Genomic DNA, 23434 nt, shown 5'->3' with positions numbered 1-23434 from the left:
TGAATTAACCACGTTCTCCCTGCAATCGCATCAATGGACGCAGTACCTTCTGAACCGCACGCGGATAACCCGACAGCTCATCATATCGAATAACGCGGAAAGCAACCAGCCCAACAACGAACAGAGCTACTACCCCCACGCCTACAACACCTGCCGTGAACATGAAGGCAAGCTTGGCCGGCAAGATGCCCACTAATTGCTCGCCCAACCATTCGCAGCCATATCCTACGCCACCCGACAGCACGATGGTCATCAGGAAGCCTATCCAGCGATTGCCTAGTACCGAGAACGGAACAACCTTCTTCATGACACGAAGATTGAGCCATGTAATAAGCAGGAAGCTTAATGCTGTTCCTCCAATAATGCCGTAAATACCAAAGAAGTGAACAAGCGAGAAGCTGGCAATAAGCTTAATAATAATACCTAATGTTACACTGATCATAGCAATATAAGGCTTGCCAAGTCCAATTAGAATCGAGCTTGACGTCATCATCGTAATTTGGAATATCGTACCGAGCGTCAACGCTGCAATAATGCCTGCACCGTCCAACGTACTGAACAAGAAACCGTTCACGGAATATGCTGCAACCGCTAGAGCCAATACGATCGGCATGCCACTCAATACGGAAATGCGCATTGCCATTGTAGTCTGCCGCTTCAAGTGAATCATATCCCGCTTCGCAAAGGCAGCGGAAATGACCGGGATGAGCGACGTGCTTAACGCAATCGCCAGAATTGGCGGAATGCCAGCGATCGATTGTGCACGCTGACCAAGGATACCATACAGATGCTTCGCCTCATCTACCCCAACTTCCGGTGAGAGAAGTGGAATCGTGATGGACGTATCAATAAAGTTAACAGCCGGTACGGCAAGTGAAGACAATACAATCGGTACGGACATCGCGAAGATTGAACGGAAAATATCGCTAAGCGGTACTTTCTTCGCACCCCTGCGGCGTGCGCGTACTCCAGCTTCCCGATCTGCCTGACGGAGCTTACGCAAGTAATAGATCATAATAATGAATGCGCCGACACTCCCTAGCACACCGCCGAAGGAAGCACCCGCTGCGATCCACTCTTGGTTCTGCCCCGTGCTCATCAGGATATAGGCAAGTCCGATCGCCGTAAGAACACGTAAAACCTGCTCTACGATCTGCGATACACCGCTTGCCTGCATCATATTGCGCCCTTGCGTATACCCGCGCATCATGGCAATGACCGGGAACAACAGCAGCGCAGGTGCTAATGCACGAATAGCAAGTGCAGCCTCAGGCAGCTGAATCATATCCGCATACACACCTGCGAACGCGATGAGCAGCAAGGTTGTAATCACACCAGATATGAGTCCGAACAGCAGCGCAGCATAATAGACCCGCTCCGCTTCGCGCACCTTATTCAGTGCGTAGCGTTCGGATACCATCTTGCTTAATGTACTCGGAATACCTGCTGTCGCTATTGCAAGTATCATCAAATAGACTGTCTGTGAGGCAGCAAAAGAGGCGTTGCCCACAGAACCGAGCATATGCTCAAGCGGAACGCGCTGAAAGAGCCCTAAGACGCGAGCGACGAGGGTAGCCGCTGCAATAATGAGCGTTCCTTTAATAAATGATTCCTTTGCCAAACGTTTCCCTTCTTTCTGTATGCTAGCCCGTATCCTAATATCCCGTCCGAACATACTACATTCAATTCTATTCATCATGGCAAAAGCCACCGTATTTTCTCCAAAGAGCAGGAAGCCGCTCCATAAGACAGCCCTAGTCTATATCAGACCGTCTTATGGACACCTTTTCTATTAAAACATTTACAACCAAAGGAAGAACAGGACAATCATCACGATTTGCAGTGCAAATTTTACGACAATGCTCGTAAATAGTCCGACAACCGCACCAATGGCCGATTTTGTCGATTTGTCCACACTCGCCCCTGTCATAAGTTCCCCGATAAACGCGCCTAAGAGAGGCCCAAGTATAAGACCGAACGCCGGAATAACGAACGGACCGATGATGACCCCTATTGTACTCCCAATGATCGAAGCCTTAGAGCCTCCGAATCGCTTGACGCCCCAGGCATTGACCACGTAATCGGCAATAAACAGCACAGCTACAATAATCGTCTGAATCGCCCAGAACCAGAACCCGAAGGGTTCAAAGCTAATGCATAATCCATACACAAAGAAAGCTGCATAGATTGCCAGCGCACCTGGTAAAATCGGATAGATAGCCCCTGCCATACCGACAAGAAACAGGACTATCACACTAATCCAACCGAAAATAACCATCCGTTACACCACCTTGCACGAGAATAAACGCTCGTGAACAATCGATTACAGCATATACTCCCTAATGACTTGGGCAACACCATGCTCGTTGTTCGTTCGTACGACGATGTCCGCAGCCTGCTTCACTTCGTCCTGCGCATTCCCCATAGCTACACCAAGCCCCGCAGCTTGAATCGCGGCCATATCATTCAAGCTGTCGCCTACAGCAACCACTTGCGACATCTCGCAGCCAATAAGCTCGCATACAGTTTGTATTCCCGTTGCCTTGTTGACTCCTCCAGGATTAATCTCAATATTATGTGGCGATGAATTGGTCAATTCCAATCCACCCATGGCACGCAGTTCGCGCCACAGAATTTCGCGCACACGATCATCCTTCGTAAAGTAGCCGAACTTCAGCCATTCCTCAGCCTCGATATCGGCTCCCCAATTCTCTTTGTTGTACAATCGTTCCGTCGAATAAGCCCAGAACCACACATTATGCTCCTCGGACATCGCGTGCATACGCTTCACCGCCTCGCGATCCAAGAGATGACGCAAGTGCAGCTCACGTGTATTCTTCCACACTTCACTCCCATTGACTGTTATCATTGGAGCATTCAATCCTAGTTCTTCCGCATAAGGAAGTGCATTGACGAACGCGCGGCCAGTGGAGAAGATGACCGTAATTCCCGCATCGCAAGCACTGCGAATGGCATCGGCATTTTCCTTGGAAATGCGCTGATCATCATCCAATACTGTCCCATCCATATCGAGAGCCAACAACTTATATTTACTCATCTCATCCGTCACTCCTGTCTCTGATGCGTTCCGCTTCAGACGAGTTGTGATTCGTTATTTGTCGAAGCTTGTAACACTCTTTGTCAATCATTGTCGTGCACAAATTTGCATAACGCCATTGTATCATATGCAGGCATTTACAACAAAGAATTCCTTTCCTTTACAAAGAGGCCGCTTACGCAGTGGTTCCTATGTGGCAATAACAAAAAACACCCCGCTCCATAATCAGGAGCAAAGGGTGTTCCTAAGCTGCTTCTAAGCAGTCATCTCTGCAATCCGACGACGCTTCAGCACGCGTGCCAGCATTCCATGAGTCGGGGACAACAGAAAGGCAAGTATGAACAATGCACCCGCTACCGTGACCATCATTCCCGCTATTGACGCATCCAGTAAGGAGGACAAGTAGTAGCCAGCTATTGCACATCCAATTCCAATGGCCACACTGTACACAATCATGAGACTCAAGCGCTCCGTTAGCAAGTAGGCGGTGGAAGCTGGAACGATAAGCATGCCGACGACAAGGATAGCTCCTACACTTTCAAATGAAGCCACTGTCGTCATGGACACGAGCCCCATCAGCAAATAATGAAATAACGCAACAGGTATGCCGCAGGCGATAGCCATCGCCGGATCAAATGCACATATTTTGAACTGCTTATAGAACAACCCGATAACGAGCAATATCACTAGCAGTGTAAAGCCGAGTATCCATACGGCCTTCGGCACCATGTCGATGCCGAACAAGGTCATTGTATTCCAATGGACATAGGCGATTTCACCAAACAGAACACAATCCAAATCCAGATCCACATTGCGTGCATTCAAGCTTACGAGCACAACGCCAACCGCGAATAACGCGGTAAATACCACTCCAATTGATGCATCCGATTGCACGCCGCTATTTTGAAACAGCTGAATGAGAAATACCGTTACTAAACCTACTGCGGACGCACCCAGTAGCATGACGAACGAATCACGCGAGCCGCTTAGCATGAAGGCTATAACGATGCCGGGAAGCACGGAGTGGCTGATGGCATCCCCGATCATGGACATTTTGCGAAGCACGAGGAAGCAGCCCAATATCCCACAAGTTGCAGCGACAAGCGCACCGGTCAGTATAATCCATAGGTCTGTCACAACGACGCCTCCTTTCGCAATCGAGGTTCCGTCTCCTCTAGACGAATTCGCTCCTCCACCCGAATCGATTGATGATTACGGATCCGACGAATCCATTTCGCAAGCACACCGCGGCGCGGGGCAAATACAACCGAGCAGCAGAAGACGAAGGTTGCAGCTAATACACTGAGCGGGCCAGTAGGCAAATTGCTCGTCGTCGTACTAACAAGTGTGCCAATAATACCGCTTACTGCTCCAAACAGCCCGCTGAGCAGCACCATCAATCCGAGTCGATCTGTCCAATAGCGTGCAGATACGGCAGGAGTAATCAACAGTGCCGCAACAAGCACAACGCCGACTGCCTGAATGCCAACAACGACGGCAATTACGGTAAACAGCATAAGCAGTTGCTCCAGCACGCCAACCGGAAACCCGAGTCCGCGCGCAAAGCCAGGATCGAAGCTGAGCAGCTTGAATTCCTTGAACAGCAGGCTGCATGCCACAATAATAAGCAGCGACACGCCTGCCATCGTATAGACATCACTCTGCATCATGGAAGCTGCTTGGCCGAAAAGAAACTTGTCGAGTCCGCTTTGGTTACCGTAGCTGGAATGCTGAATTTGCGTCAGCAACACAATGCCAACACCGAAGAACACCGACAGCATAATCCCCATTGCCGCATCCGCTTTGATGCGCGTATAGCGAGTCACGACTGAAATTCCCGCTGTTGCCAGCATACCGGACAAGAAGGCCCCTAGGAAAAATAATGGCAGTGATTTGACCCCAGTGAGCATAAAAGCAATGCATATGCCTGGTAGCGCAGCATGCGCGAGCGTATCCCCAACCAGGCTCTGCTTCCGCAAATAAGCGAAGCTGCCCACAATGCCGCTCATGAGACCGAGCAGCAAACAGCCGACGAGAATCCATTGCGTATTCGGATCACGCAACACGTCCCAAGATATTCCGAACATTGCACTCACCTCGTTCCTACCATGACGGCGCCCGCATTTTGATCCAACACGGTAAGTCTGCCGCCATAGGTTTGCTGCAGCATGCTTGTGTTAAATATTTTTTCGGTTTCTCCACAAGCAACCAATTCTACATTCAAAAGCATTACCCAATCGAAGTATTCCTTCACTGTTGCCAAGTCGTGATGGACGACAAGCACGGTCTTCCCCTGACGCTTCAATTCATTTAATAATGTAATGATCGCCTTCTCCGTCATCGCATCTACACCAACGAACGGCTCATCCATAAAATAGATATCCGCATTTTGGGCAAGCGCCCTTGCTAGGAATACACGCTGCTGTTGACCGCCAGACAGCTGACTAATTTGCCGATCTGCAAAATCCGCCATCCCCACCTTGGCCAAGCAATCGAGCGCAATCTCCTTCTCCTTCGCGCCCGGTCGTTTGAACCATCCTAAGTGTCCGTAACGGCCCATCATTACAACATCGAGTGCGTTCGTGGGGAAATCCCAATCTACCGATTCGCGCTGTGGGACGTAGCCTACCCGTTTACGGCTTTCCGAGTAAGGCTTGCCGAATATGCTCACCTCTCCACTTACTCGAGGTATCAATCCGAGAATGGATTTAATTAGTGTCGATTTCCCCGCTCCGTTCGGGCCGATAATGCCGATCAAATTGCCCTCCGGTATCGTAAAGCTAACATTGCGAAGCACGGGCTTCTTCTGGTATGCAACAGTTAAGCCACTCACACGAAGCGGCGTATTCCCCTTATCCATCATGCTCATTACGCTCCTCTCCTACCGTGTTATATCTCTCGAAGTTATGTACATTACTTCAGTGCATCGACGATCGTATTGACGTTAAAGCGAACCATGCCAATATAAGTTCCCTCTTCTGTCCCCGGCTCGCCCATTGCATCCGAGAATAATTCACCGCCAATGACGACCTCATGGCCTTTTTTCTTCGCTCCTTCGATGACCGCCTCAATTGCCTTCTTCGGTACACTCGATTCAATAAAAACTGCCTTAATCTGATTGTCCACCAGATAATCGCGAAGATCGGATACATCCTTGCTTCCGTACTCAGAAGCCGTGCTGATTCCTTGAAGCCCCATAACCTTCATGCCGTACGCCTTGCCAAAATATCCAAACGCGTCATGCGCCGTCACGAGCACGCGGCTCCCTTCCGGAATCTCTTCTATCCGCTTGTGTACATACGCATCAAGCTCTTGCAGCTTGCTTACATATGCCTCAGCGCGCTGCTTATAGGCTTCTGCATGTGCCGCATCATATTCCACCAGCGTGTCACGAATGACCTCCGTCGCCTTGATCCAATTCTGCACATTGAACCAAATGTGCGGATCATGCGATTGTGCTAATGTCGGATCTGCGAGCAGCTCAGATTCCGAAATTGTTCTGGAGACGGGAACCGTCGTCTTGCTGCCGCTCATTTTCTCCAAAATATCGACCATCTTCCCTTCCAAATGCAAGCCGTTGTAGAATACGATGTCCGCATCATCCAACTTCTTAATGTCTCCTTGGGACGCCTTGTATAAGTGAGGGTCAACCCCTGGCCCCATCAACCCAATCACATCAACACGGTCTCCTCCTACCTCTTTCACCACGTCAGCGATCATACCAATCGTAGTTGTTACCTTGATTGGATTAGCATCGGCAGACGTTGCAGTTCCCTCTGTCTTGCCCTCGTTTGTGCTGCTGCCACATGCTGCTAATCCTACAGCTACGCTTAAGAACAATATCGTCATAACCAACCGCTTCAACGCCGAATTCATTTTGAACTTCCCATTCGGTCTTTCAGCTGCCTTCGTCATCTTTCGTTCCCTCCCACATGAATACCCAATGTTTTTTTGTAATGATTACGTTTATCACTGATCATTGTTTAATATACACAAATATGTTTCCCTAATGCAACTATTTTCGTATAAAAAAAATTCTTTCCCTAGACATATAGTTTTGCAAAAAGAAAAGACTTTTCCATATCGTATGCGATGTGCTCCCTGATCGGTGACACCATGTACGATATGAAAAAGTCTTTATTTGAGGCTCGCAACGCTCAGAAATGCATCATTGCCACTGAACGCAGCGACTCCTCCTGCTTATTGATTGTTGTTAGCTGCATCCGTAGATTCGCCGCCTGTGGCTTGCTTCTTCTTCGGCGTACCCGTAAGTCCGTATACCTCATCATACGCATCGAACATAGCACGCGCGATCGGAGCCGCCCCGTAGGAACCATATCCGCCCTCTGGGACGACAACCGCAACCGCAAGCTTCGGCTTATCCGCCGGCGCATAGGCAATGAACACGGCGTTTTCTAGTCTTTTCCCTGCTATATCTTGCTGCGATGTACCCGTCTTTCTATAGAACGAGTATGGGAATCCATCAAAACCGTGAACGTTAACCTTCGACATCCCTTCTTCAACGACACGCCAGTGCGTGTTATCGAAATTCGTCTCATTTAACACTTCACGACCGAATGACTTGACTACCTTGCCATCCCCATCTGTAATCTTGCTTACGAATTGCGGCTTAATGCGCTTACCATGATTCGCTAGGGTAGCTGCATATTGAGCGAGCTGCAAGGTTGTATACTTCCCTTGCTGACCAAAGGAGGCGTATACGAGAGCGGACTGTGCATTGTTGCGCTCCGCCTCTACCAGATAGTCCTTCAATCCTGCGGATTCACCAGGCAAGCCGCTATCTGTCTTCACGCCAAGGCCAAAGGCCTCCATGTATTTATCCCACAATTCCAAACCGTTTCTGTCAGAAAGGGAGAAGAGTCTCTTACCAATCATATCCACCATAAAGGCGTTAGAAGATACTTTCAAGGCTTTTGCTGCATCCATGTAACCGTAAGACGTTTTGCTTGAGTTCCATACCTTCGTCTCATGACCGCGGCGTCCGAATTCACCGTAACCTTTGTCATAGTAATCTTCCCATGGACCGAACAATCTTTCTTTCAACCCGACGAGAACCGACAATGGCTTCATCGTAGATCCAAGATAGACAAGGGAAGTTGGATGACGTCCGCGCTCCTTGTCATCATTATACGGACCATAGACTTCGCGAACGGCCCCATTTCCCATATAAAACTGGATCTTCTCATAATCCTCGACGCTGATTTGGCCGTTGCGCCATACATTCGGGTCATAATCCGGCATACTGGCAATCGACACGATATTGCCCGTGTCCACTTCCATCGCAACTGCATAGCCTGTGCGTGCATTTGGTGCATACTCGGTGCGGTTCGAGGAATTACGAATCTTCTCCAGCGTTTTTACGATGGACTCCTCTGTTGCCTTTTGGATATCGCGGTGGATCGTCAGATGAATGTTGTTCCCGCGCTCCGGCTTCGTCAGCTGCATCGGACCGATAATACGACCCGCCACGTTGACCGGGAACTTCTTCACCCCGTTCAAACCGCGCAGCTCGTTCTGATACATCAATTCGATGCCGTCAACGCCAACATCCTCGTATTCCAAGTATTCCTTCTCCGTAGGAAGCTGTTCCTGCTTCTCATACTGTTCCTTGTAGAACGGCATCCGCTCGCGAACACCCTTGAACTTTTTCAAATAACCGACCGTCTGTACTGCGATCGTATCCTTATCATAGTTACGGACACTATCCTCGACGATATCGATGCCTTTGAACTGCGATTTATGCTCCAGGAAGTAAGCAACCTCTTCCTTCGTCAATCCTGATTTAATGAGCCTGGGAACGAAAACAAAATTCATCTTCCCACCCAAGTCCATTCGCTTCAAAATTTCTTCAGCTGTTAATGGCTTGTCTTGAGGACTGCCTATCTTCTTGAATATTTCCTCGAGCTGCATCGCAAGCTGCTCTACTTCAGCTCGATTCTTCTTCTGGTCATCCGTCATCTTCTTGCTCGGATCCCCGTAATTTTTCACCACATTGAAGTAAAGAGATTGCGACGCTGTAGAATAGGCTAGCCGCGTATTCGAAGCATCATAAATAGTTCCCCGAAGCGGCGGTACCGCCGTTTCCCGGAATCCAAGCTGGGACTCCTTCTCCTTCAGGGCGGGACCTTCAACGAATTGCAAAATGGCCAGTCTCACGATAAGCACGGTGAAAATCAAAAATGTAATAAAAAAGAATAAGTTCAACCGAAACGAAAACGTACGCCGGTTCTGTACTTCCCGCTTCTGCGGATCATCCGCATTTGGATGACTCAATGCCAATCATCCTTTCTTGCTAACTTTTGCTGTACAATCTTATTTATTTTACCATACTGATTTGCCTATATTCAAAGGTTGTGCAGCTTCTAATCGCCATCGCCGCAAATTATCTTATCGTCAATGGCTTGTCTGGAATATGAGTGGTGTCGAACTTAGGAGGATTGAACCAATCTCCCGATGATGCCCATGTGCTATCTAGCGGCACCCATTTCTTCTGTTCGCTTAGCCAGACCTGATTCCAGGCATGCGGTCCATAGCCGCCATTGCCATTGTATCCAAGACCGGTCACAACCTTGACTTGAAGCCCTGAGGAACGAGCCATGACTGCATACAGACGTGCATAATCGATACATACCCCCTGCTTCGTAGCGAAGGTATCTTCCGGGGTCTGCTCCTTCCAAATCCGCTTCGTCTCGTATTGCTTGGCCTTATCCCAATCATACTGAACCCGGGAACCGACCCAATCATACAAGCGTCGCGCCTTCTCTTCATCGGTCGATGCTCCTGCCGTCACATCACGCGCGGCTTGCTTCACATCGGAAGAAATCTGATTATCAATGACTTCATATCGTCGCTGCAGAAGTTCTCCGAATTCTTGCCCCATTTGGGAGGTGAAAACAGGCAGACTCTCTGTAATTAATGACCCCGCAAGCGGCTCGATCACTTGGTTAGCCACCGTACGATAAGCAGAAGAGGATTGAATGATATCGCTTGCCTTCGTAGCAGGCTGAAGGGCAACATATACGAATAACACCATAATAATGATGAAGGCGCGCACACCACCAATTAGCACACCAATTGCACCACCCGTTAGCCAATTGGCCATACGGCCAATCACTTGCATGAACCCTGAGCGAGAAGATGAGTTTCCTTCTTCTTGACTCGCCACAGAAGCCCCGCTCCAGATCAAAGATACGAGCCAACCCATTATTCCTCGAACGAGCATATAGATGATGCCGAACAAGATTGCAACGCGCAGCAGGGCGAAGTCCCGTATCCCTGTCACGAAGGTATAATAGATCTGCTCCCACCAAGCCAGTGCATGGGAGGGTATAACAATATTCCAATCAACGAACTGACGCTGTACCATGGGCGAGAGCCACATCGCAGCAGCAAAGGACAGGATAAGCGATACAATGGTGCAGGCCGACTGAGCAACAAATAGAAAGAGGTGACGCATGGACCCCGAAGCGCCTCTCGCCACCCCTTGAACTGCGGAAAGAAGCACGACCGCAAGCAGTACTAGCGTTATCGCGTTCCATTCCCACTGCAATCCAGTACTCATTTGTTCTGCTTCGCTTCCTTCACGAAATCGCGAATCGTATCGTTCATGCTCCATTCACCAAGGGAGACTCCATTGAACGATAATTTCACTTTGTCACTGTTAGGAGTGCCTGTAAGCTCCAAATTCGGCGACTTGATCGTATAAGTCCCGTCCTCATTGCTCTTGAACGTCGCCTTCTTCGCTTCCTCCATCATGGAGTTCATCGCTTGATCCTTCAGCTTCAGCACCGTCTCATCCTTCACTGTCGTCACTACGTTGTTCACGTCGTCCCACGTAATTCCGCTATAGACGGCTACAGCAGCGACAATTACGACGACCAGCGCCCATTTTATCATCGTTTTCACGAAACTAACAATTGCGAGCAGTACGATGAGTGCGATTAGGAAGACAAGCCAATTTTGCTTAATAAATTCAAACCACATTTCGAGTTGACTCACTTCTTCAATCACCCTTTCCAAAGCGTATTATACATCATTCCCATATGATGCAACAGTCAGACCATCTAACATCTTCAGCCAAATTCGGGTACTAAGTTCGTCCGCTAATACGTACAAGTATACCATAGCGATCTGGAGGTGACTTGGCTTGCGTTCTGTCTTTTGGCTCTACCTGTTTTTATTCGTTGCGTTTTTCGATTTGCATGCGCAGTACCCCATTCTGACCCCATTTGCAATCTCTCTTGGTGCTGCTCCATCCTTCATCGGATTAATGATGGGTATGTACTCGTTCACCCATCTGCCTGGCAACGTCATGGCCGGTTACGGAGTAGACCGCTTCGGCAGCCGCATCTTCATCGTGTTCAGCCTCATTGGAGCCGGCATTATTCTCATGCTTCAGGCCCATGTCGTCAACCCATGGCAGCTGCTTATTCTACGCTCCATAAGCGGATTCGTGCTGGCGTTCCTCTCCCCTGCTTGCCTGTCTCTGCTTGCACGAATGGCACGCGATCATGTTCATCAAGGCAAGTTGATGGCAGGCAATGGGCTCGTCCATACATTGGCTTCTGTTGTCTCTCCTGCCGCTGGCGCTTATCTCGTGTCCCAAATCGGATTCGTCATGGCGTTCCAAGCGCTGGGCATTGGCCTTATCCTTGTTGGTATGTTGGCATGGCTGTTTATTCAAGATGTTCAAGAAAGTGAAAGTCCCTCCTCTAAGACGACAGCACCAAGCATCCCTACTTCAACACCAGCTGCATCTTCTGAGCATGCACCTGCTATCCCATGGCGCTTCTACTTTATGCCGCTTGCCATTGCCTGCTCGCAGGGCATCTTATTTTTTGAGTTGCCATTTATGGCTGACGCATTAACCTCAATAATGAAAACAGGCGTATTGTTCTCGGCCATCAGCCTCGGGGCGCTCCTTACCTTAAGCATGTTGTTCTTGAATCAATATTCTGCTTATATGCGCACATGGCTCGGCTCCTTTTCGCTAGCGATTCTGTTCTTTCTATTGGCAATTCACTGGTCTGTGCCTTTACTTCTCTCCTTATTTCTTATCGGGATGACGAAGGGAATCATTTTACCGGCTTTATCAGCTCATCTCTTGCTGCTGAGCGGCGGAGCCAGATATGGTCGAATCTTCTCTATTTTATCGATTGCTTCTTCTATCGGCTCCTTCATTGGACCGATGATTGCCGGGCAGCTCCGTGGGCAATTATCGCCGTACTTCATCGCATTTCTCGTCCTTATGACAGCCGTTACGCTGCTCCCGCCAGGCAAGCCTACATCGTTAGTGAAGAAGACTGTCCACAGCACGCATCCACCTTCGACGAACCCAACTACATAAGAACAAGAGCTGAATGTCCTGTCCCGGCATCTTGATGCCTTCACATGGTTTGCGCCCATATTCCCAAATATGGGTGAATACACAGAACAGGATAATTCCGCGAACATACTATAATGATGAGAAATGACTACCGACGAAAGCAGGTGAACCTAGTTGGGGTATTATACTGAGCCTGGCGGTGGGCCAGAGCTGGCGTTCGGCGCACGCTTCTGGACAATAACCACCGTAATTCTCGCCCTGTTCATCCTGCTCGTCATCATTCTGCGTGCTCCTCTGCTGTAACCCCCCATCTTGCTCTCTCCTTATACGGCTTGCCTCCGGGCAAGCCAATTTTGTCATGCGCTTCTCGTTGCATCGCCGCAATGGATTTCATCATTCGTGGTACACTATTGATAATGGGAGAATTACTGGCCGGATCATTTCCATCAGATTCGGAATGCTTCCCATACCGCATAGAGGAAGAAGGTGAACACGCTGGAAATCGCTCTCATCGTAGAAGGCAAAAACGATCGCAGCCGCTTGCGAAAGCTGTTGGCTGACGAAGTTGACATCATGTGCACATATGGGACATTGAATACCGATCGCACAGAAAAACTGCGTAAGCAGGTTGGAGATAAGCCCGTATACTTATTTATGGATAATGACTCTTCTGGGAAACGTATTCGAGCTATTCTGCGAGATACGTTCCCAGATGCAGATCATCTCTATACGCGCCGAGGGTATGCTGGAGTAGAAGGCACGCCAGATGAGTATTTAATCCAACAATTAGAAAAAGCGGGGTTAGACGAATACATCGTGTATCCGGATCTTCCCCCGCTTAACTAATCTTTTATTTAATTAATTTCATGACATCTTCGGCAATGATTTCAGGCGTTGTTCGCTCCCGATCATTCGCGTTATACGCTTTGCGAATATTGCCCTTCTGATCGACCAGGGTAATGACATTGAGATGTGTAAAGTTGCCATCCTGATCCTTCATCACAGCAGAGTCCAGCGCTGGCATCATGTTGGCCACATCCTCTTCTTTTCCGCGAAGGAAATACCAGCCTGAGTAGTCAGCGTTGAATTTCTGCGACCACGTCTTAATCGCATCCATCGTATCCCGCTCCGGATCGAAGGAGATGGATACGATACCTGCCTCTTTACCAAATACGCCTTTCTCCTGCAGTAAAGTCTGTACTTCAGACAGCATAAATGTCGTCGGCGGACAGACGTCCGGACAATTCGTGAAATAGAAATAGAAGAGCCTTACCTTCCCGTTCGTACTATCAAGACTTACTGTGCTTCCATCCACATTTTGCATTGAAAAATCCGGTGCCTTCTTGAAATCTTCACGCGGCCAGTATAACCAAGCAGCAATAATTGCAAATACCACAACCAGTGACATTAAGAAGATTTGCAAAGAATACTTCTTCGCCCATTGAGACATCGTCTGTTCCTCCCGTTACACTCCCTTTAGTGGTCAGGCTGAATTCCAATTAATTCGATTTGATGCGATATTACATTTTCCCCATCGTATCCAAGACAAGAATGAACAAGTGCAGCAATAACCAGTTAATCGAAAACAAGAAGTTGCGCTTCGCCCAAGCTTCATTGTCCTTCGCCTTGAAGCCCGAGATGCAAATATACAGCCAAATCACATTAAGAATGGTTCCTAATACCCCGTAAATCCAGCTTACATAGCCATACGAATAGAACAGCCAAGTAACCGGCAGAAGCAGCACAACATACGGGATCATTTGCTTCTTCGTCCGCTCGATTCCTTTGACTACGGGAAGCAGCGGGTATCCAGCGGCACGATATTCTTCAACACGTCGAATGCCTAGCGCCCAGAAGTGAGGCGGCTGCCACAGGAATAGAATGAGGAACAACAGGATAGCCCCTTCATCCACTTGACCTGTCACAGATGTATACCCCATAACGGGTGGCATTGCTCCCGAAATGGCTCCAACAGAGGTGCTCCATGTCGATGTTCGCTTCAACCACAGTGTATAAATGACTACATAAACAAACATGCCCAGAACGCCAAACCATCCTGTCAATGGATTGGTCATCAGGAACAAGACCGACAGACCTGCAATACCAAGAATAATGGCATACCAGAGCACAATATTCGGCTGTAAACGACCCGTAGGAAGCGAGCGATTGCACGTACGTTCCATTTTCATATCGAAATCTCGATCAAAATAGTTGTTGAACACGCATGAGGACGACATCGTAAGTGCTGTACCAATTATCATCCACAGCAAGGTCATCCAAGGAATATCCCATTTGGCTGCCACCCAAAACCCTGTGAATGCAGCCATTAAGTTGGAGCGAATAATACCCGGCTTCGTTAACTGAACAAACTCTTTCCATAATTCGACCCGCACCGGTTCCGGCGATAGCGGGATAGAGTCGGAAGGAGCCTGGTACGTATATTGTTTATCCAAAATGACCTGTTCCTCCTTGTGTTGTACAAACAAGAGCAGAAACTTTGTGTTTCCGCTGTAATTTTCATCATATCAAAAACGTCCAATTGCTGACAATGTCTCGTAGCATCGTTCATCATTTTGACAATCTATTGGATCTTCCTCACAATAGCGTGTGTGGCTATACTTATTTGGAAATTGATGCGAACTCCCAGATATGCAATTTGGATCTGCCGCCAGGAATGCAAGCGGTAATAACGTCCCATTCACTTGTTTCCTCCAGACGAATCCGTCTTAGCTGCAAATACTCTTCGTGTGTGGTATCCATCCACTGCTCCACGAATACGTTAGGTTGGTCAGTTCCTTCATATAATACGACTTGAGGAAAAGGCCGCAGGCGCTCTGTAATCTGTTCTAAATATGCTTCTCGCTTGTCCGGATCAATTCGATACTCGACAAATATAATGTTCATGGTTGATTCCCCCTCTTTCTTATGTTGCCCCCACTGAATCCTTCTTGTGAATTGTACTCATGAGTCATATTCTGGTACATAATTGCTCACAATACAAGAGGGTGATTACGAATATGGATACAAGCACACATGCTGTTATTGGATTGGGGCTTGCCGGACTCTCACACATTGATCCTGCCGTCATGACCCATCCTGCTACGGCTTCGGCCGTCTTCTTCAGTGTTCTGCTCGGATCACAGGCTCCAGACGCGGATGTTGCACTCAAGCTGAAGGACAACACCACCTATATTCGTCAGCATCGAGGCATCTCACATTCCATCCCAATGCTGCCAATATGGGCACTGCTTATCGCAGGTCTAATGACTTTGCTGAACAAGGGTGCCTTGTTCTGGCACGTTCTGCTCTGGACCGCTCTCGCCGTAGTCATACACGTCATTACTGATCTGTGTAATGCCTATGGAACCCAAGCGGCGTGGCCTGTTACAGACAAATGGCTGTCCTTTGACTTCATCTCGCTGTTCGATCCGATTATTTTCTCTTCCCACCTCGTAGCTGTAGCATTGTGGGGATTGGGTGTCTTGTCACCAAGAATAGTATTTCCCGTGCTGTATGCGCTGCTCCTTGTGTACTTCTTATGGAGGGCATCTGTACACAAGAAGCTCAAGGATCAGATGCTGCTCTTCGATGAAGAGTACGTCCATTCGGACACGTATACACTTATTCCGACCGTATCGCTATCCAGATGGAATGTAGTCAAGCCTCTTCCAGAAGGGGCATACCGAATCGGGAACTGGAATCACAATCGTCTCCATTGGACAGAGACGGCCTACTGCGATAAGCATCCAGCAGTAGAAGCTTCCAAGGAGCACCCTGCTGTAGAAGCGCTCCTGTACATTTCACGCTACGCTTGTGCAACGGTAGAGCCAACCGGTTATGGATATGCCGTTCGCTGGGCCGATGTCAGGTATAGGCATCGCAAGCAATTCCCCCTCGTTGCTGTCGTCATGATGAACGCCAAGTATGAGACGCTTGATTATTTCGTAGGCTGGCTGAACAAAACTCACTCCGGCAAGCAATTTGGATTGGAATACGAATAGAAACGGCGTGTAAGGGCACTTAGAAGAAGAAGGTACAGGGAATCTGTGAAGACAGGATCCACTGTACCTTCTTTTTTGACCAAATGCTGTTGATGCTCACTTATCATAATAAAAGGCTACCCCGCGCGCAGGGTAGCCAAATCATTAGTGCATTTCGATTAGCGGGAACCGCCGGAAAGCGATTGTTGTGCCATTTGCACCAAACGCTTCGTCATGTATCCCCCGATAGAACCGGTATCACGGGAAGTGTAGTTCCCGTAGTAGCCGTCTTGTGGAATTGGAACGCCCAACTCCTGAGCAATTTCGAATTTCATTTGCTGCAATGCAGCAGTAGCCTGAGGAACAACCAAGTTGTTGGAACCAGAACGATTAGACATAGGTGAATCTCCTTTCGCAATTGGCGCTTCTAGTTGTGCAAGCTTGCAAACTTATTTTATCCGGCCTGCAAAATGTTATACTTATCTGTAACATTATTTTGCGAAAAGGAGTCTTCCCCATGAACAAATGGTTATCACTATGGTTCGCATGCTCTTCCATCGCCCTGCTGATCGCAACAGCGATCTCCATCAGCCAAAGTGTCTGGCTTGCTCTTCTCTTTACCATACTTGCTATCGTGAATATGGGATGCGGCTTCATTGTGAAGGCCAAGCTTCGTCGGCGAAGCTTAGCCCAACAAGATCATACATCAGGCCAGTAGGCAAGCAGGCTTAACAAATCGTCCTAGATTTATTGCGGGAGCACGAAGCCCATCCGGCGTTTCACTTCCGTCAATGTCTGCTCTGCCGCTTCACGTGCTCGCTCAGCACCACGACGCAGCGCCTCGTGATGTTCACCTGTGCGTCTTACTTCATGATAGCGGGCCTGAAGCGGCTCGATGAGCGCAGCGACATGCTCAGCCAAATCTTTCTTGAACGGCCCGTACATTTGGCCTTCGTATTTCGCTTCAATTTCAGTTATGGACATACCAGCGGCATGTGCATAAATGCTCATCAGGTTGCTGATTTCCGGCTTATTCGCAGGATCATACTTCACAAGTGCCTCTGAGTCTGTCTTGGCACGACTGATTTTCTTGCGAATGACAGCAGGATCATCTAGCAAGGCAATATAGCTTCCAGGGTTCGGGTTGCTCTTGCTCATCTTCTTGGAGGCATCATCCAATGACATAATCCGTGCGCCGACTTCCGGGATATACGGTTCTGGAACAGTCAGGAAGTCGCCGAAGCGCCCGTTGAAGCGTGCAGCCAAGTCCCGAGTAAGCTCCAAATGCTGCTTCTGATCATCGCCAACGGGAACAAGATCTGCTTGATATAATAAAATATCTGCAGCCATAAGAGATGGATATACGAACAAGCCCGATCCAACTGACTGCTTCCCTTCCGACTTATCCTTAAATTGCGTCATCCGCTCCAACTCACCCATATAGGTGAGTGTGGTCATCAACCATCCAAGCTCTGCATGCTGATGAACATGAGATTGGAGGAAGATGTTCGACTTGCTTGGGTCGAGGCCTGCCGCAATATACAAGGCAGCTACAGATTCTGTCTGCTCACGCAATTTTTCCGGATCCTGCGGTACAGTAATGGCATGCAGGTCTACCACCATGAAGAAGCACTCATGTTCTTCCTGCAGCTTCACGAAGTTTTGGATTGCTCCGATGTAGTTGCCAAGTGTCAATTGACCGCTTGGCTGAATACCAGATAGTACGCGTTTCATCACGCAACACTTCCTTTTCCACAAATATCATTATTCTTGTATCGTCATACTCGAGAACGCAAAAAAGGCCCTTCATCCGCAAGGGACGAAGAACCGTGGTGCCACCCTAATTCGCCTGCATAATCGTATGGCTGTGATTTCTTACAAGCACAATCCTACGAATGTTAGGAAGCATCAGCAAACTATGCTGACTCCCTCATTGCAAGCCTTGACCTCTGTAACGCAGAGCTGCGGCTATGTCTACTTCATGCACTTCACCGGTTCAACACAGCACTCCGAGGCCCATTCCAACTATGCATTCGCGCCGGTTCACAGCGACCACCGACTCTCTGGAGCTACCGCATAGCGTACTTATCCTCATCATCATTTTACACGAATTCAATTATATCCTATCACTTATGCGAGCTCTACATAACTAGGAATTAGCCATAAGGATAGCGAAGATCATTGTATTTGTCAATCTATCTCGTGCCCTTTATCACCCGCTTGAATTAGACCTTGTGTGCTTCAATGACTTTAATGCGTGAATTTGCTATCATGAAAATAACAAACCATTACATAACTTCACGAGCAAAGGGGCAATTCGCATGTATCAGATTACGAGAGGCAAATGGAACGATCATGAGACAGTTATTCTTCACAGTGACACGCTTGAGGCAACATTGCTGCCTTCCCTAGGCGCTAATCTCATTCGTCTGTGGGACAAAGTGCTTGAACGCGATATTTTGCGTACGCCAGCTGAGAGCGATCTGGATTATTATATGACCAAACCTTACCACTTCGGCATCCCTATGCTTATGCCGCCTGGACGGATACGCCGCGGACAATTCCAATATGCAGGAGTGTCCTATCAGTTTGATCAGAACACAGCCAACAACAATCACATTCACGGCTTGCATCGTTTGCAATCGTGGCAAGTTACATCTGCCGAAGCAACCGAAGATCACGCTATCGTCACGGTTCAGTTCCATTCTTCAGAAGATAAGCACTGGATGGAGCAATATCCAACACCTCTCCAATTCGAGCTTACTTACGAATTGAAGGGAAGCCAACTGACACAACAATTGCAAGTAACCAACGTTGGTGGGCAGACTGCACCATTTGGCTTCGGAACACATACGTGGTTACAACTTGATGGCGAACCGAACCGCTGGACCCTGCAGGTTCCTGTTACAGGTGTGTATGAGCTGGACGAAGAGCTTATTATGACAGGAAATACGTTGCCTCTAGGTGATAACGAGAAGCTGCTCACCGGAATGAACTTAGAAGGAACCGACTTCGATACGGTATTCAGCATAGGCGAGCATAAGCCTGAAGCTTGGCTGTCCCGCGAAGACGGTTATCGTATCCGCTATACAGGCAATGAGCCCTGGTTCAAGCATTGGGTTCTCTACACTCGAGGCACTGCGAATGAAATTATCTGCATAGAGCCTTATACTTGGCTTCCTGATGCGCCAAATCTTCCATTCGGCAATGAGGTTACAGGTTTGATTGAACTTGAGCCGAACAAGCCAGTTATCCTCAACTTAGAGCTTGAAATCCAACATCCATAACAGGGGAGGCGACAAGCCTCCTTTTTGCGTTCCTCCCACGATTGCCAGATCAGGACAACTTGGCATTATTTACATTTCACAACGAGCACTTCCTCTCGCATATTTCATCTCTATCTCTCCATAATAACTATCACAAGGAGGTGAACAACATGCCAAATCAACAACAAGGAAGCGGAAGCCGTTCCAACAATCTCGTTGTTCCTCAAGCAACAGCAGCACTTCAACAAATGAAATTTGAGATTGCTCAAGAATTGGGTATTCCAATTTCTCAAGATGGTTACTACGGTAACTATACTTCTCGCGATATGGGCTCCATCGGAGGCTACATCACGAAGCGTCTTGTACAAATTGCTGAACAGCAATTGGCTGGCCGCGCTCGCTAAGCTTAGCTGTTGAACCTTTTTAAGCTAGTTACGCAACACCCCATACTTACGAAAAAAAGCAGGACGTCCTACTACAACCAACTGGTGTTAGAAGGGACTCCTGCTTTCTTATTTACAAATAACATTCGACAATTGCAAATGAACACATTAAGATACATTTCTGTAAGTATGTAGATTCTCTTCCTTCTTATCCAAAATATGAACCATATTATGATTCGATTCAAACCATGTGCTGACATGCAGCTCCCCATGCCTAACTGTAAAATCGTACACAATCTCCCCATGCGTCCAATGCTTTTTATGTTTCAGCGCATCAATCGCCGTTTGCAGAAATTGGGCAATCTGCTGCCTCGACAATCCTTGTCGAATCGGCTTTAGTTCACCAGCACAGCTTTCCAACGCATCGTGCTTCACACCGAATTTCCCAATGATATCATTGCGAAGACAAACTACAATTGTTCCACCTGTCAAACCAATCAGCTCTGATTCTAATTTCTCAAAAACTAGGCTTATTTGCCTAGCTAATGGAATCGAGACAGACTTCATCTTATTCATTCCTCCCTATTTTGACAGAAGCTTAGCTTCAATTTTATGGTTCTTTAGTCACAGTATAAGGGATTATTTTCCTTTAATCAACACATTTTTACATCATGCAAAATCGTCTTGACGAATTTCGTCTAATCGTGTTGAATTTACTAACATTTTCATAGACCATCCTCACAGCCGATGCTATAATGATTTCAAATTCTAAATTTTGGCATGACAGGGGAAAGGAGCGGTCCTATGAACTGGTTCTACAAGTTAAACTTCAAACAAAAGCTGCTGTTCGGCTGTTACAGTATCGTCGGCCTATTCGCATTAGCGACAATAGTCCTACTCCTAGCTGATGTATCGCTTACAACCGGGATAATCATTATCGCCATTCTAATCGGTGGTAGCTATCCCATTATTAACTTTCTGGAAAGTTCATTGAGTGCCCCGATCAAAGACATTGCCCAGTCAGCCCTGCAAGTATCGAAGGGTGACTTCTCCCAAACGTTGAACGTGACAACGAATGATTCACTTGGCGAGTTAGGGCATGCTTTTAATTCTATGATCATTAAGCTTCGTGAAATTTTACGCCAAACGACCGATATTACGCGGCACGTATCCGAATCAAGCAGAGAAATGTATCATATGAACCACAATTTAAAGCTCGTTATGGAACAGGTGACAGCTTCATCAAATGAACTTGCGATTGGAGCAGCGGAAATCTCCGAAGATGTCGCATCGATGTCGGATTCCGTCAAGCAAATTGAGCAGAAGGTTGAGTCCTATACATACTCTACGAAGGAAATGAATGAGCGCTCTGCCCTTACAGTCGGTCTCGTTGCTAAGGGAAGAACGGCAGTCGAGACACAAAGCGCAGGCATGCAGCGCAACATCGAGGCAACTGATCAAGTAGCTTCGACAATTGAGGAACTTGCACGACAAGCAGATGGCATCTCCAAAATTACACGCACCATCTCTGACATTGCTGAGCAGACGAATTTATTGTCCCTTAATGCCTCTATCGAGGCGGCACGTGCTGGCGAGCATGGCCGTGGCTTCGCAGTCGTCGCACAGGAGGTTCGCAAGCTTGCTGAAGAATCTTCCGCTTCGACGAAGGAAGTATTTACTCTGGTGAAAAGCATTGAGTCAGGCATCCGCCAGGCAATTACGAATATTCAAGTCAATGAAGAGGTCGTTCACGCCCAAACGGAATTAATTAAAGAAACAGAGCGCATCTTCCTAGAAATTGTAGATAGCATTCAATTTATTACCGAACAAATTGCCGCCTTCGCGAATGAAAGTGATACGATGCTGGAGGGAGCTGTAAACATTTCAAGCTCCATCGAGAACATCTCAGCAATTACACAGCAATCTGCTGCGGGAACAGAGCAAGTATCTGCTTCTATGAATGAACAAATTACATCCGTCCAAGCGATGGCCGATGCTACGGAGCAAATGCAGCAAAAGGTGATCCAGCTGCAGCGCACGATTCAAGTATTCAAATTCTAATATTGCATATAACCAAAACAAACGGGGCAGCCACTAGTAGAATGCTACTAAGGGCTGCCCCGCTGTTATTGGATTACCTATTTACCTACCTTACAGCTATTCAGCACTGTAAATGATAAGTTTAATTTCCAATTCCATTATACAAGTTATACGGTTGCTTCTTGTTCAACTGCAAGTGTGCGCTTGCGATCCTTGCGGTTCCACAACATGAAGCCAAATGTTCCAAGAAGGGCAAGGACAAAACCAATGCTGTACATGACATTACCGCCATACGATTCCTGCAGTGCTCCGCCAATAACTCCTCCTGCTAATCCGGACAAGCCAAAGAACACCATACCGAGCAGCGATTGTCCTGTAGCTGCTAATTTCTGCGGGAGAAGCTGCACTACGAATTCGATTGCTAAGGCCCAGAAGCAAGCATACGTAATCGAATGCAGTCCTTGCAGTACGATTAGCATCACCGGCTCCGTCGTTATGGAATACAGCAGCCATCGAAGCGCATATAGCATGCCTACGGCGGAAAGCAATGTCAACATTCGATAACGCTTCATGATTCGTCCCATAATGATGAAGCCAAAAACTTCACTGAATCCTGCAACAGCCCATGCAATCGATACCTGCCCGGAGGTTGCGCCCAAATCGCTCATATGCAGCGATAGCAGCGCATCATTCATCCGGTGGGGCATCCCGATGACGAAAATAAGAGCAAGCAATACAAGCAAGGAAGGAATGGTGAGCGCCTTTTTCAAAATGGTCATGGTCACCGCTTCATCCGGCTCGCCATCATCATATCTCGGTTCCTTCAAAAAGAACATGCCGATAAAAAAGCTGGACCAGACCGGCAAATACATCCAGAACAGTGAATCCACTCCGCCCACCAAATCAAATACCTGTGCTAGCGTTACAGCCGTTATGGTGAAGCCAACTGAACCCCAAAGGCGAACAGCTCCATATGATTGCTGCATAGAATTGGCTATTTTAACTGTTAACGTATCAAGCAATGAAATCGATGGAAGATAGCAAATATACAAAATCAGAATACTTACCGCGACAAGGATACGATCCGTTGTCAAAAAAGCTAATGACGCTGATATTCCCAATACAATCCACAAGCCGATTAGTAGCGGGCGAACCTTTCGGATGCGGTCGCTAATCAGACCTGCGGCAGGCTGTGCAAACATCGCCAGAAAAGGCCCCAACATTAATATGGTGCCTACTTCAAACGGTTCGAAACCCCGCTCCCGCAATAGAAGCGGCAAATAAGAAAGCAGAACGGCATTCGTTGAGTAAAACAAAGCATGGAACAGCTTAAGAAGCCTAGTTGATGTCGCCAAGTTGTT

At 47.8% G+C, this 23434-nt stretch carries 25 protein-coding genes and 1 other annotated feature; of the genes, 8 read left to right on the top strand and 17 right to left on the bottom strand.

Features of this window, described 5'->3' with window-relative positions:
• Nucleotides 1-4: 4 nt before the first annotated feature.
• From M3661_RS17465 to M3661_RS17420, 10 genes are all read right to left on the bottom strand, one after another.
• Nucleotides 5-1675 (bottom strand): putative polysaccharide biosynthesis protein, encoded by a 1671-nt coding sequence (locus tag M3661_RS17465; protein WP_065290693.1) that lies wholly within the window; start codon nucleotides 1673-1675, stop codon nucleotides 5-7.
• Between the two features lie 126 nt (nucleotides 1676-1801).
• Nucleotides 1802-2278: a DUF456 domain-containing protein gene (locus tag M3661_RS17460; protein WP_138184524.1), complete on the bottom strand. Its 477-nt coding sequence runs from the start codon at nucleotides 2276-2278 to the stop codon at nucleotides 1802-1804.
• A 45-nt stretch (nucleotides 2279-2323) separates the two neighbouring features.
• Nucleotides 2324-3058 carry a Cof-type HAD-IIB family hydrolase gene (locus tag M3661_RS17455; protein ID WP_065290660.1) on the bottom strand — a complete coding sequence of 245 codons (735 nt, stop codon included), beginning with the start codon at nucleotides 3056-3058 and terminating at the stop codon, nucleotides 2324-2326.
• A gap of 255 nt (nucleotides 3059-3313) precedes the next feature.
• On the bottom strand, nucleotides 3314-4195 hold the full coding sequence (locus M3661_RS17450; protein WP_065290661.1) for a metal ABC transporter permease: 882 nt from the start codon (nucleotides 4193-4195) through the stop codon (nucleotides 3314-3316).
• Nucleotides 4192-5145 (bottom strand): metal ABC transporter permease, encoded by a 954-nt coding sequence (locus M3661_RS17445; protein WP_021258579.1) that lies wholly within the window; start codon nucleotides 5143-5145, stop codon nucleotides 4192-4194. The genes M3661_RS17450 and M3661_RS17445 overlap by 4 nt, the downstream gene beginning before the upstream one ends.
• Nucleotides 5146-5150: 5 nt before the next feature.
• Nucleotides 5151-5921, bottom strand: coding sequence for a metal ABC transporter ATP-binding protein (locus M3661_RS17440; RefSeq protein ID WP_094183130.1), 771 nt, complete (start codon nucleotides 5919-5921; stop codon nucleotides 5151-5153).
• Between the two features lie 50 nt (nucleotides 5922-5971).
• Nucleotides 5972-6973: a metal ABC transporter solute-binding protein, Zn/Mn family gene (locus tag M3661_RS17435; protein ID WP_065290662.1), complete on the bottom strand. Its 1002-nt coding sequence runs from the start codon at nucleotides 6971-6973 to the stop codon at nucleotides 5972-5974.
• A 285-nt stretch (nucleotides 6974-7258) separates the two neighbouring features.
• Nucleotides 7259-9352 (bottom strand): peptidoglycan D,D-transpeptidase FtsI family protein, encoded by a 2094-nt coding sequence (locus tag M3661_RS17430; protein WP_065290663.1) that lies wholly within the window; start codon nucleotides 9350-9352, stop codon nucleotides 7259-7261.
• A 109-nt stretch (nucleotides 9353-9461) separates the two neighbouring features.
• A complete protein-coding gene (locus M3661_RS17425; protein WP_251487232.1) occupies nucleotides 9462-10640 on the bottom strand; it encodes a transglutaminase domain-containing protein in 1179 nt (392 codons plus the stop codon).
• Complete coding sequence (locus tag M3661_RS17420; protein ID WP_065290665.1) at nucleotides 10637-11077, bottom strand: ATPase; 441 nt, start codon at nucleotides 11075-11077, stop codon at nucleotides 10637-10639. The genes M3661_RS17425 and M3661_RS17420 overlap by 4 nt, the downstream gene beginning before the upstream one ends.
• Before the next feature lie 148 nt (nucleotides 11078-11225).
• Between M3661_RS17420 and M3661_RS17415 the strand changes: the two genes are divergently transcribed.
• From M3661_RS17415 to M3661_RS17410, 3 genes are all read left to right on the top strand, one after another.
• Nucleotides 11226-12425, top strand: a complete 1200-nt coding sequence (locus tag M3661_RS17415; RefSeq protein ID WP_251487031.1) for an MFS transporter — start codon at nucleotides 11226-11228, stop codon at nucleotides 12423-12425.
• Nucleotides 12426-12578: 153 nt separating this feature from the next.
• Complete coding sequence (locus M3661_RS30300; protein ID WP_260612440.1) at nucleotides 12579-12707, top strand: hypothetical protein; 129 nt, start codon at nucleotides 12579-12581, stop codon at nucleotides 12705-12707.
• 192 nt (nucleotides 12708-12899) lie between these two features.
• The gene (locus M3661_RS17410; protein ID WP_065290695.1) at nucleotides 12900-13250 is read left to right on the top strand and encodes a toprim domain-containing protein; all 351 of its coding nucleotides are present in this window, start codon (nucleotides 12900-12902) and stop codon (nucleotides 13248-13250) included.
• Nucleotides 13251-13254: 4 nt separating this feature from the next.
• On the opposite strand, the gene M3661_RS17405 is transcribed toward M3661_RS17410, so the two are convergent.
• From M3661_RS17405 to M3661_RS17395, 3 genes are all read right to left on the bottom strand, one after another.
• A complete protein-coding gene (locus M3661_RS17405; RefSeq protein WP_065290668.1) occupies nucleotides 13255-13854 on the bottom strand; it encodes an SCO family protein in 600 nt (199 codons plus the stop codon).
• A 70-nt stretch (nucleotides 13855-13924) separates the two neighbouring features.
• Entirely contained in the window at nucleotides 13925-14857 is a 933-nt protein-coding gene (gene cyoE, locus M3661_RS17400; RefSeq protein ID WP_251487029.1) for a heme o synthase, read from the bottom strand.
• Between the two features lie 166 nt (nucleotides 14858-15023).
• A complete protein-coding gene (locus M3661_RS17395) occupies nucleotides 15024-15308 on the bottom strand; it encodes a hypothetical protein (protein ID WP_065290670.1) in 285 nt (94 codons plus the stop codon).
• 113 nt (nucleotides 15309-15421) lie between these two features.
• On the opposite strand from M3661_RS17395, the gene M3661_RS17390 reads away from it, so the two are divergent.
• Nucleotides 15422-16405, top strand: coding sequence for a metal-dependent hydrolase (locus M3661_RS17390; RefSeq protein WP_251487027.1), 984 nt, complete (start codon nucleotides 15422-15424; stop codon nucleotides 16403-16405).
• A gap of 158 nt (nucleotides 16406-16563) precedes the next feature.
• Here the strand turns inward: M3661_RS17390 and M3661_RS17385 are convergent, their stop codons facing one another.
• On the bottom strand, nucleotides 16564-16782 hold the full coding sequence (locus tag M3661_RS17385) for an alpha/beta-type small acid-soluble spore protein (RefSeq protein ID WP_005551143.1): 219 nt from the start codon (nucleotides 16780-16782) through the stop codon (nucleotides 16564-16566).
• A gap of 119 nt (nucleotides 16783-16901) precedes the next feature.
• Here M3661_RS17385 and M3661_RS17380 point away from each other — a divergent pair, with 119 nt between their 5' ends.
• The gene (locus M3661_RS17380) at nucleotides 16902-17102 is read left to right on the top strand and encodes a DUF5325 family protein (protein WP_021254259.1); all 201 of its coding nucleotides are present in this window, start codon (nucleotides 16902-16904) and stop codon (nucleotides 17100-17102) included.
• Between the two features lie 29 nt (nucleotides 17103-17131).
• Here M3661_RS17380 and trpS read toward each other — a convergent pair whose 3' ends face one another.
• Nucleotides 17132-18118, bottom strand: a complete 987-nt coding sequence (gene trpS / locus M3661_RS17375; RefSeq protein WP_065290672.1) for a tryptophan--tRNA ligase — start codon at nucleotides 18116-18118, stop codon at nucleotides 17132-17134.
• 78 nt (nucleotides 18119-18196) lie between these two features.
• Nucleotides 18197-18491 (bottom strand) — a binding site (T-box leader).
• A gap of 214 nt (nucleotides 18492-18705) precedes the next feature.
• On the opposite strand from trpS, the gene M3661_RS17370 reads away from it, so the two are divergent.
• Complete coding sequence (locus M3661_RS17370) at nucleotides 18706-19671, top strand: aldose 1-epimerase (RefSeq protein ID WP_251487025.1); 966 nt, start codon at nucleotides 18706-18708, stop codon at nucleotides 19669-19671.
• 149 nt (nucleotides 19672-19820) lie between these two features.
• On the top strand, nucleotides 19821-20054 hold the full coding sequence (locus tag M3661_RS17365) for an alpha/beta-type small acid-soluble spore protein (protein ID WP_005551150.1): 234 nt from the start codon (nucleotides 19821-19823) through the stop codon (nucleotides 20052-20054).
• 147 nt (nucleotides 20055-20201) lie between these two features.
• Here M3661_RS17365 and M3661_RS17360 read toward each other — a convergent pair whose 3' ends face one another.
• The gene (locus M3661_RS17360; RefSeq protein ID WP_251487023.1) at nucleotides 20202-20609 is read right to left on the bottom strand and encodes an O-methyltransferase; all 408 of its coding nucleotides are present in this window, start codon (nucleotides 20607-20609) and stop codon (nucleotides 20202-20204) included.
• A 228-nt stretch (nucleotides 20610-20837) separates the two neighbouring features.
• Between M3661_RS17360 and M3661_RS17355 the strand changes: the two genes are divergently transcribed.
• Complete coding sequence (locus M3661_RS17355; RefSeq protein ID WP_251487021.1) at nucleotides 20838-22094, top strand: methyl-accepting chemotaxis protein; 1257 nt, start codon at nucleotides 20838-20840, stop codon at nucleotides 22092-22094.
• A 146-nt stretch (nucleotides 22095-22240) separates the two neighbouring features.
• Here the strand turns inward: M3661_RS17355 and M3661_RS17350 are convergent, their stop codons facing one another.
• The gene (locus tag M3661_RS17350; protein WP_251487018.1) at nucleotides 22241-23428 is read right to left on the bottom strand and encodes an MFS transporter; all 1188 of its coding nucleotides are present in this window, start codon (nucleotides 23426-23428) and stop codon (nucleotides 22241-22243) included.
• Nucleotides 23429-23434: the final 6 nt, after the last annotated feature.

The organism is Paenibacillus sp. MER 180 (assembly GCF_023713665.1).
Taxonomy (GTDB): domain Bacteria; phylum Bacillota; class Bacilli; order Paenibacillales; family Paenibacillaceae; genus Paenibacillus_B; species Paenibacillus_B suaedae.
This window is presented reverse-complemented; position numbering and strand designations above follow the sequence as displayed.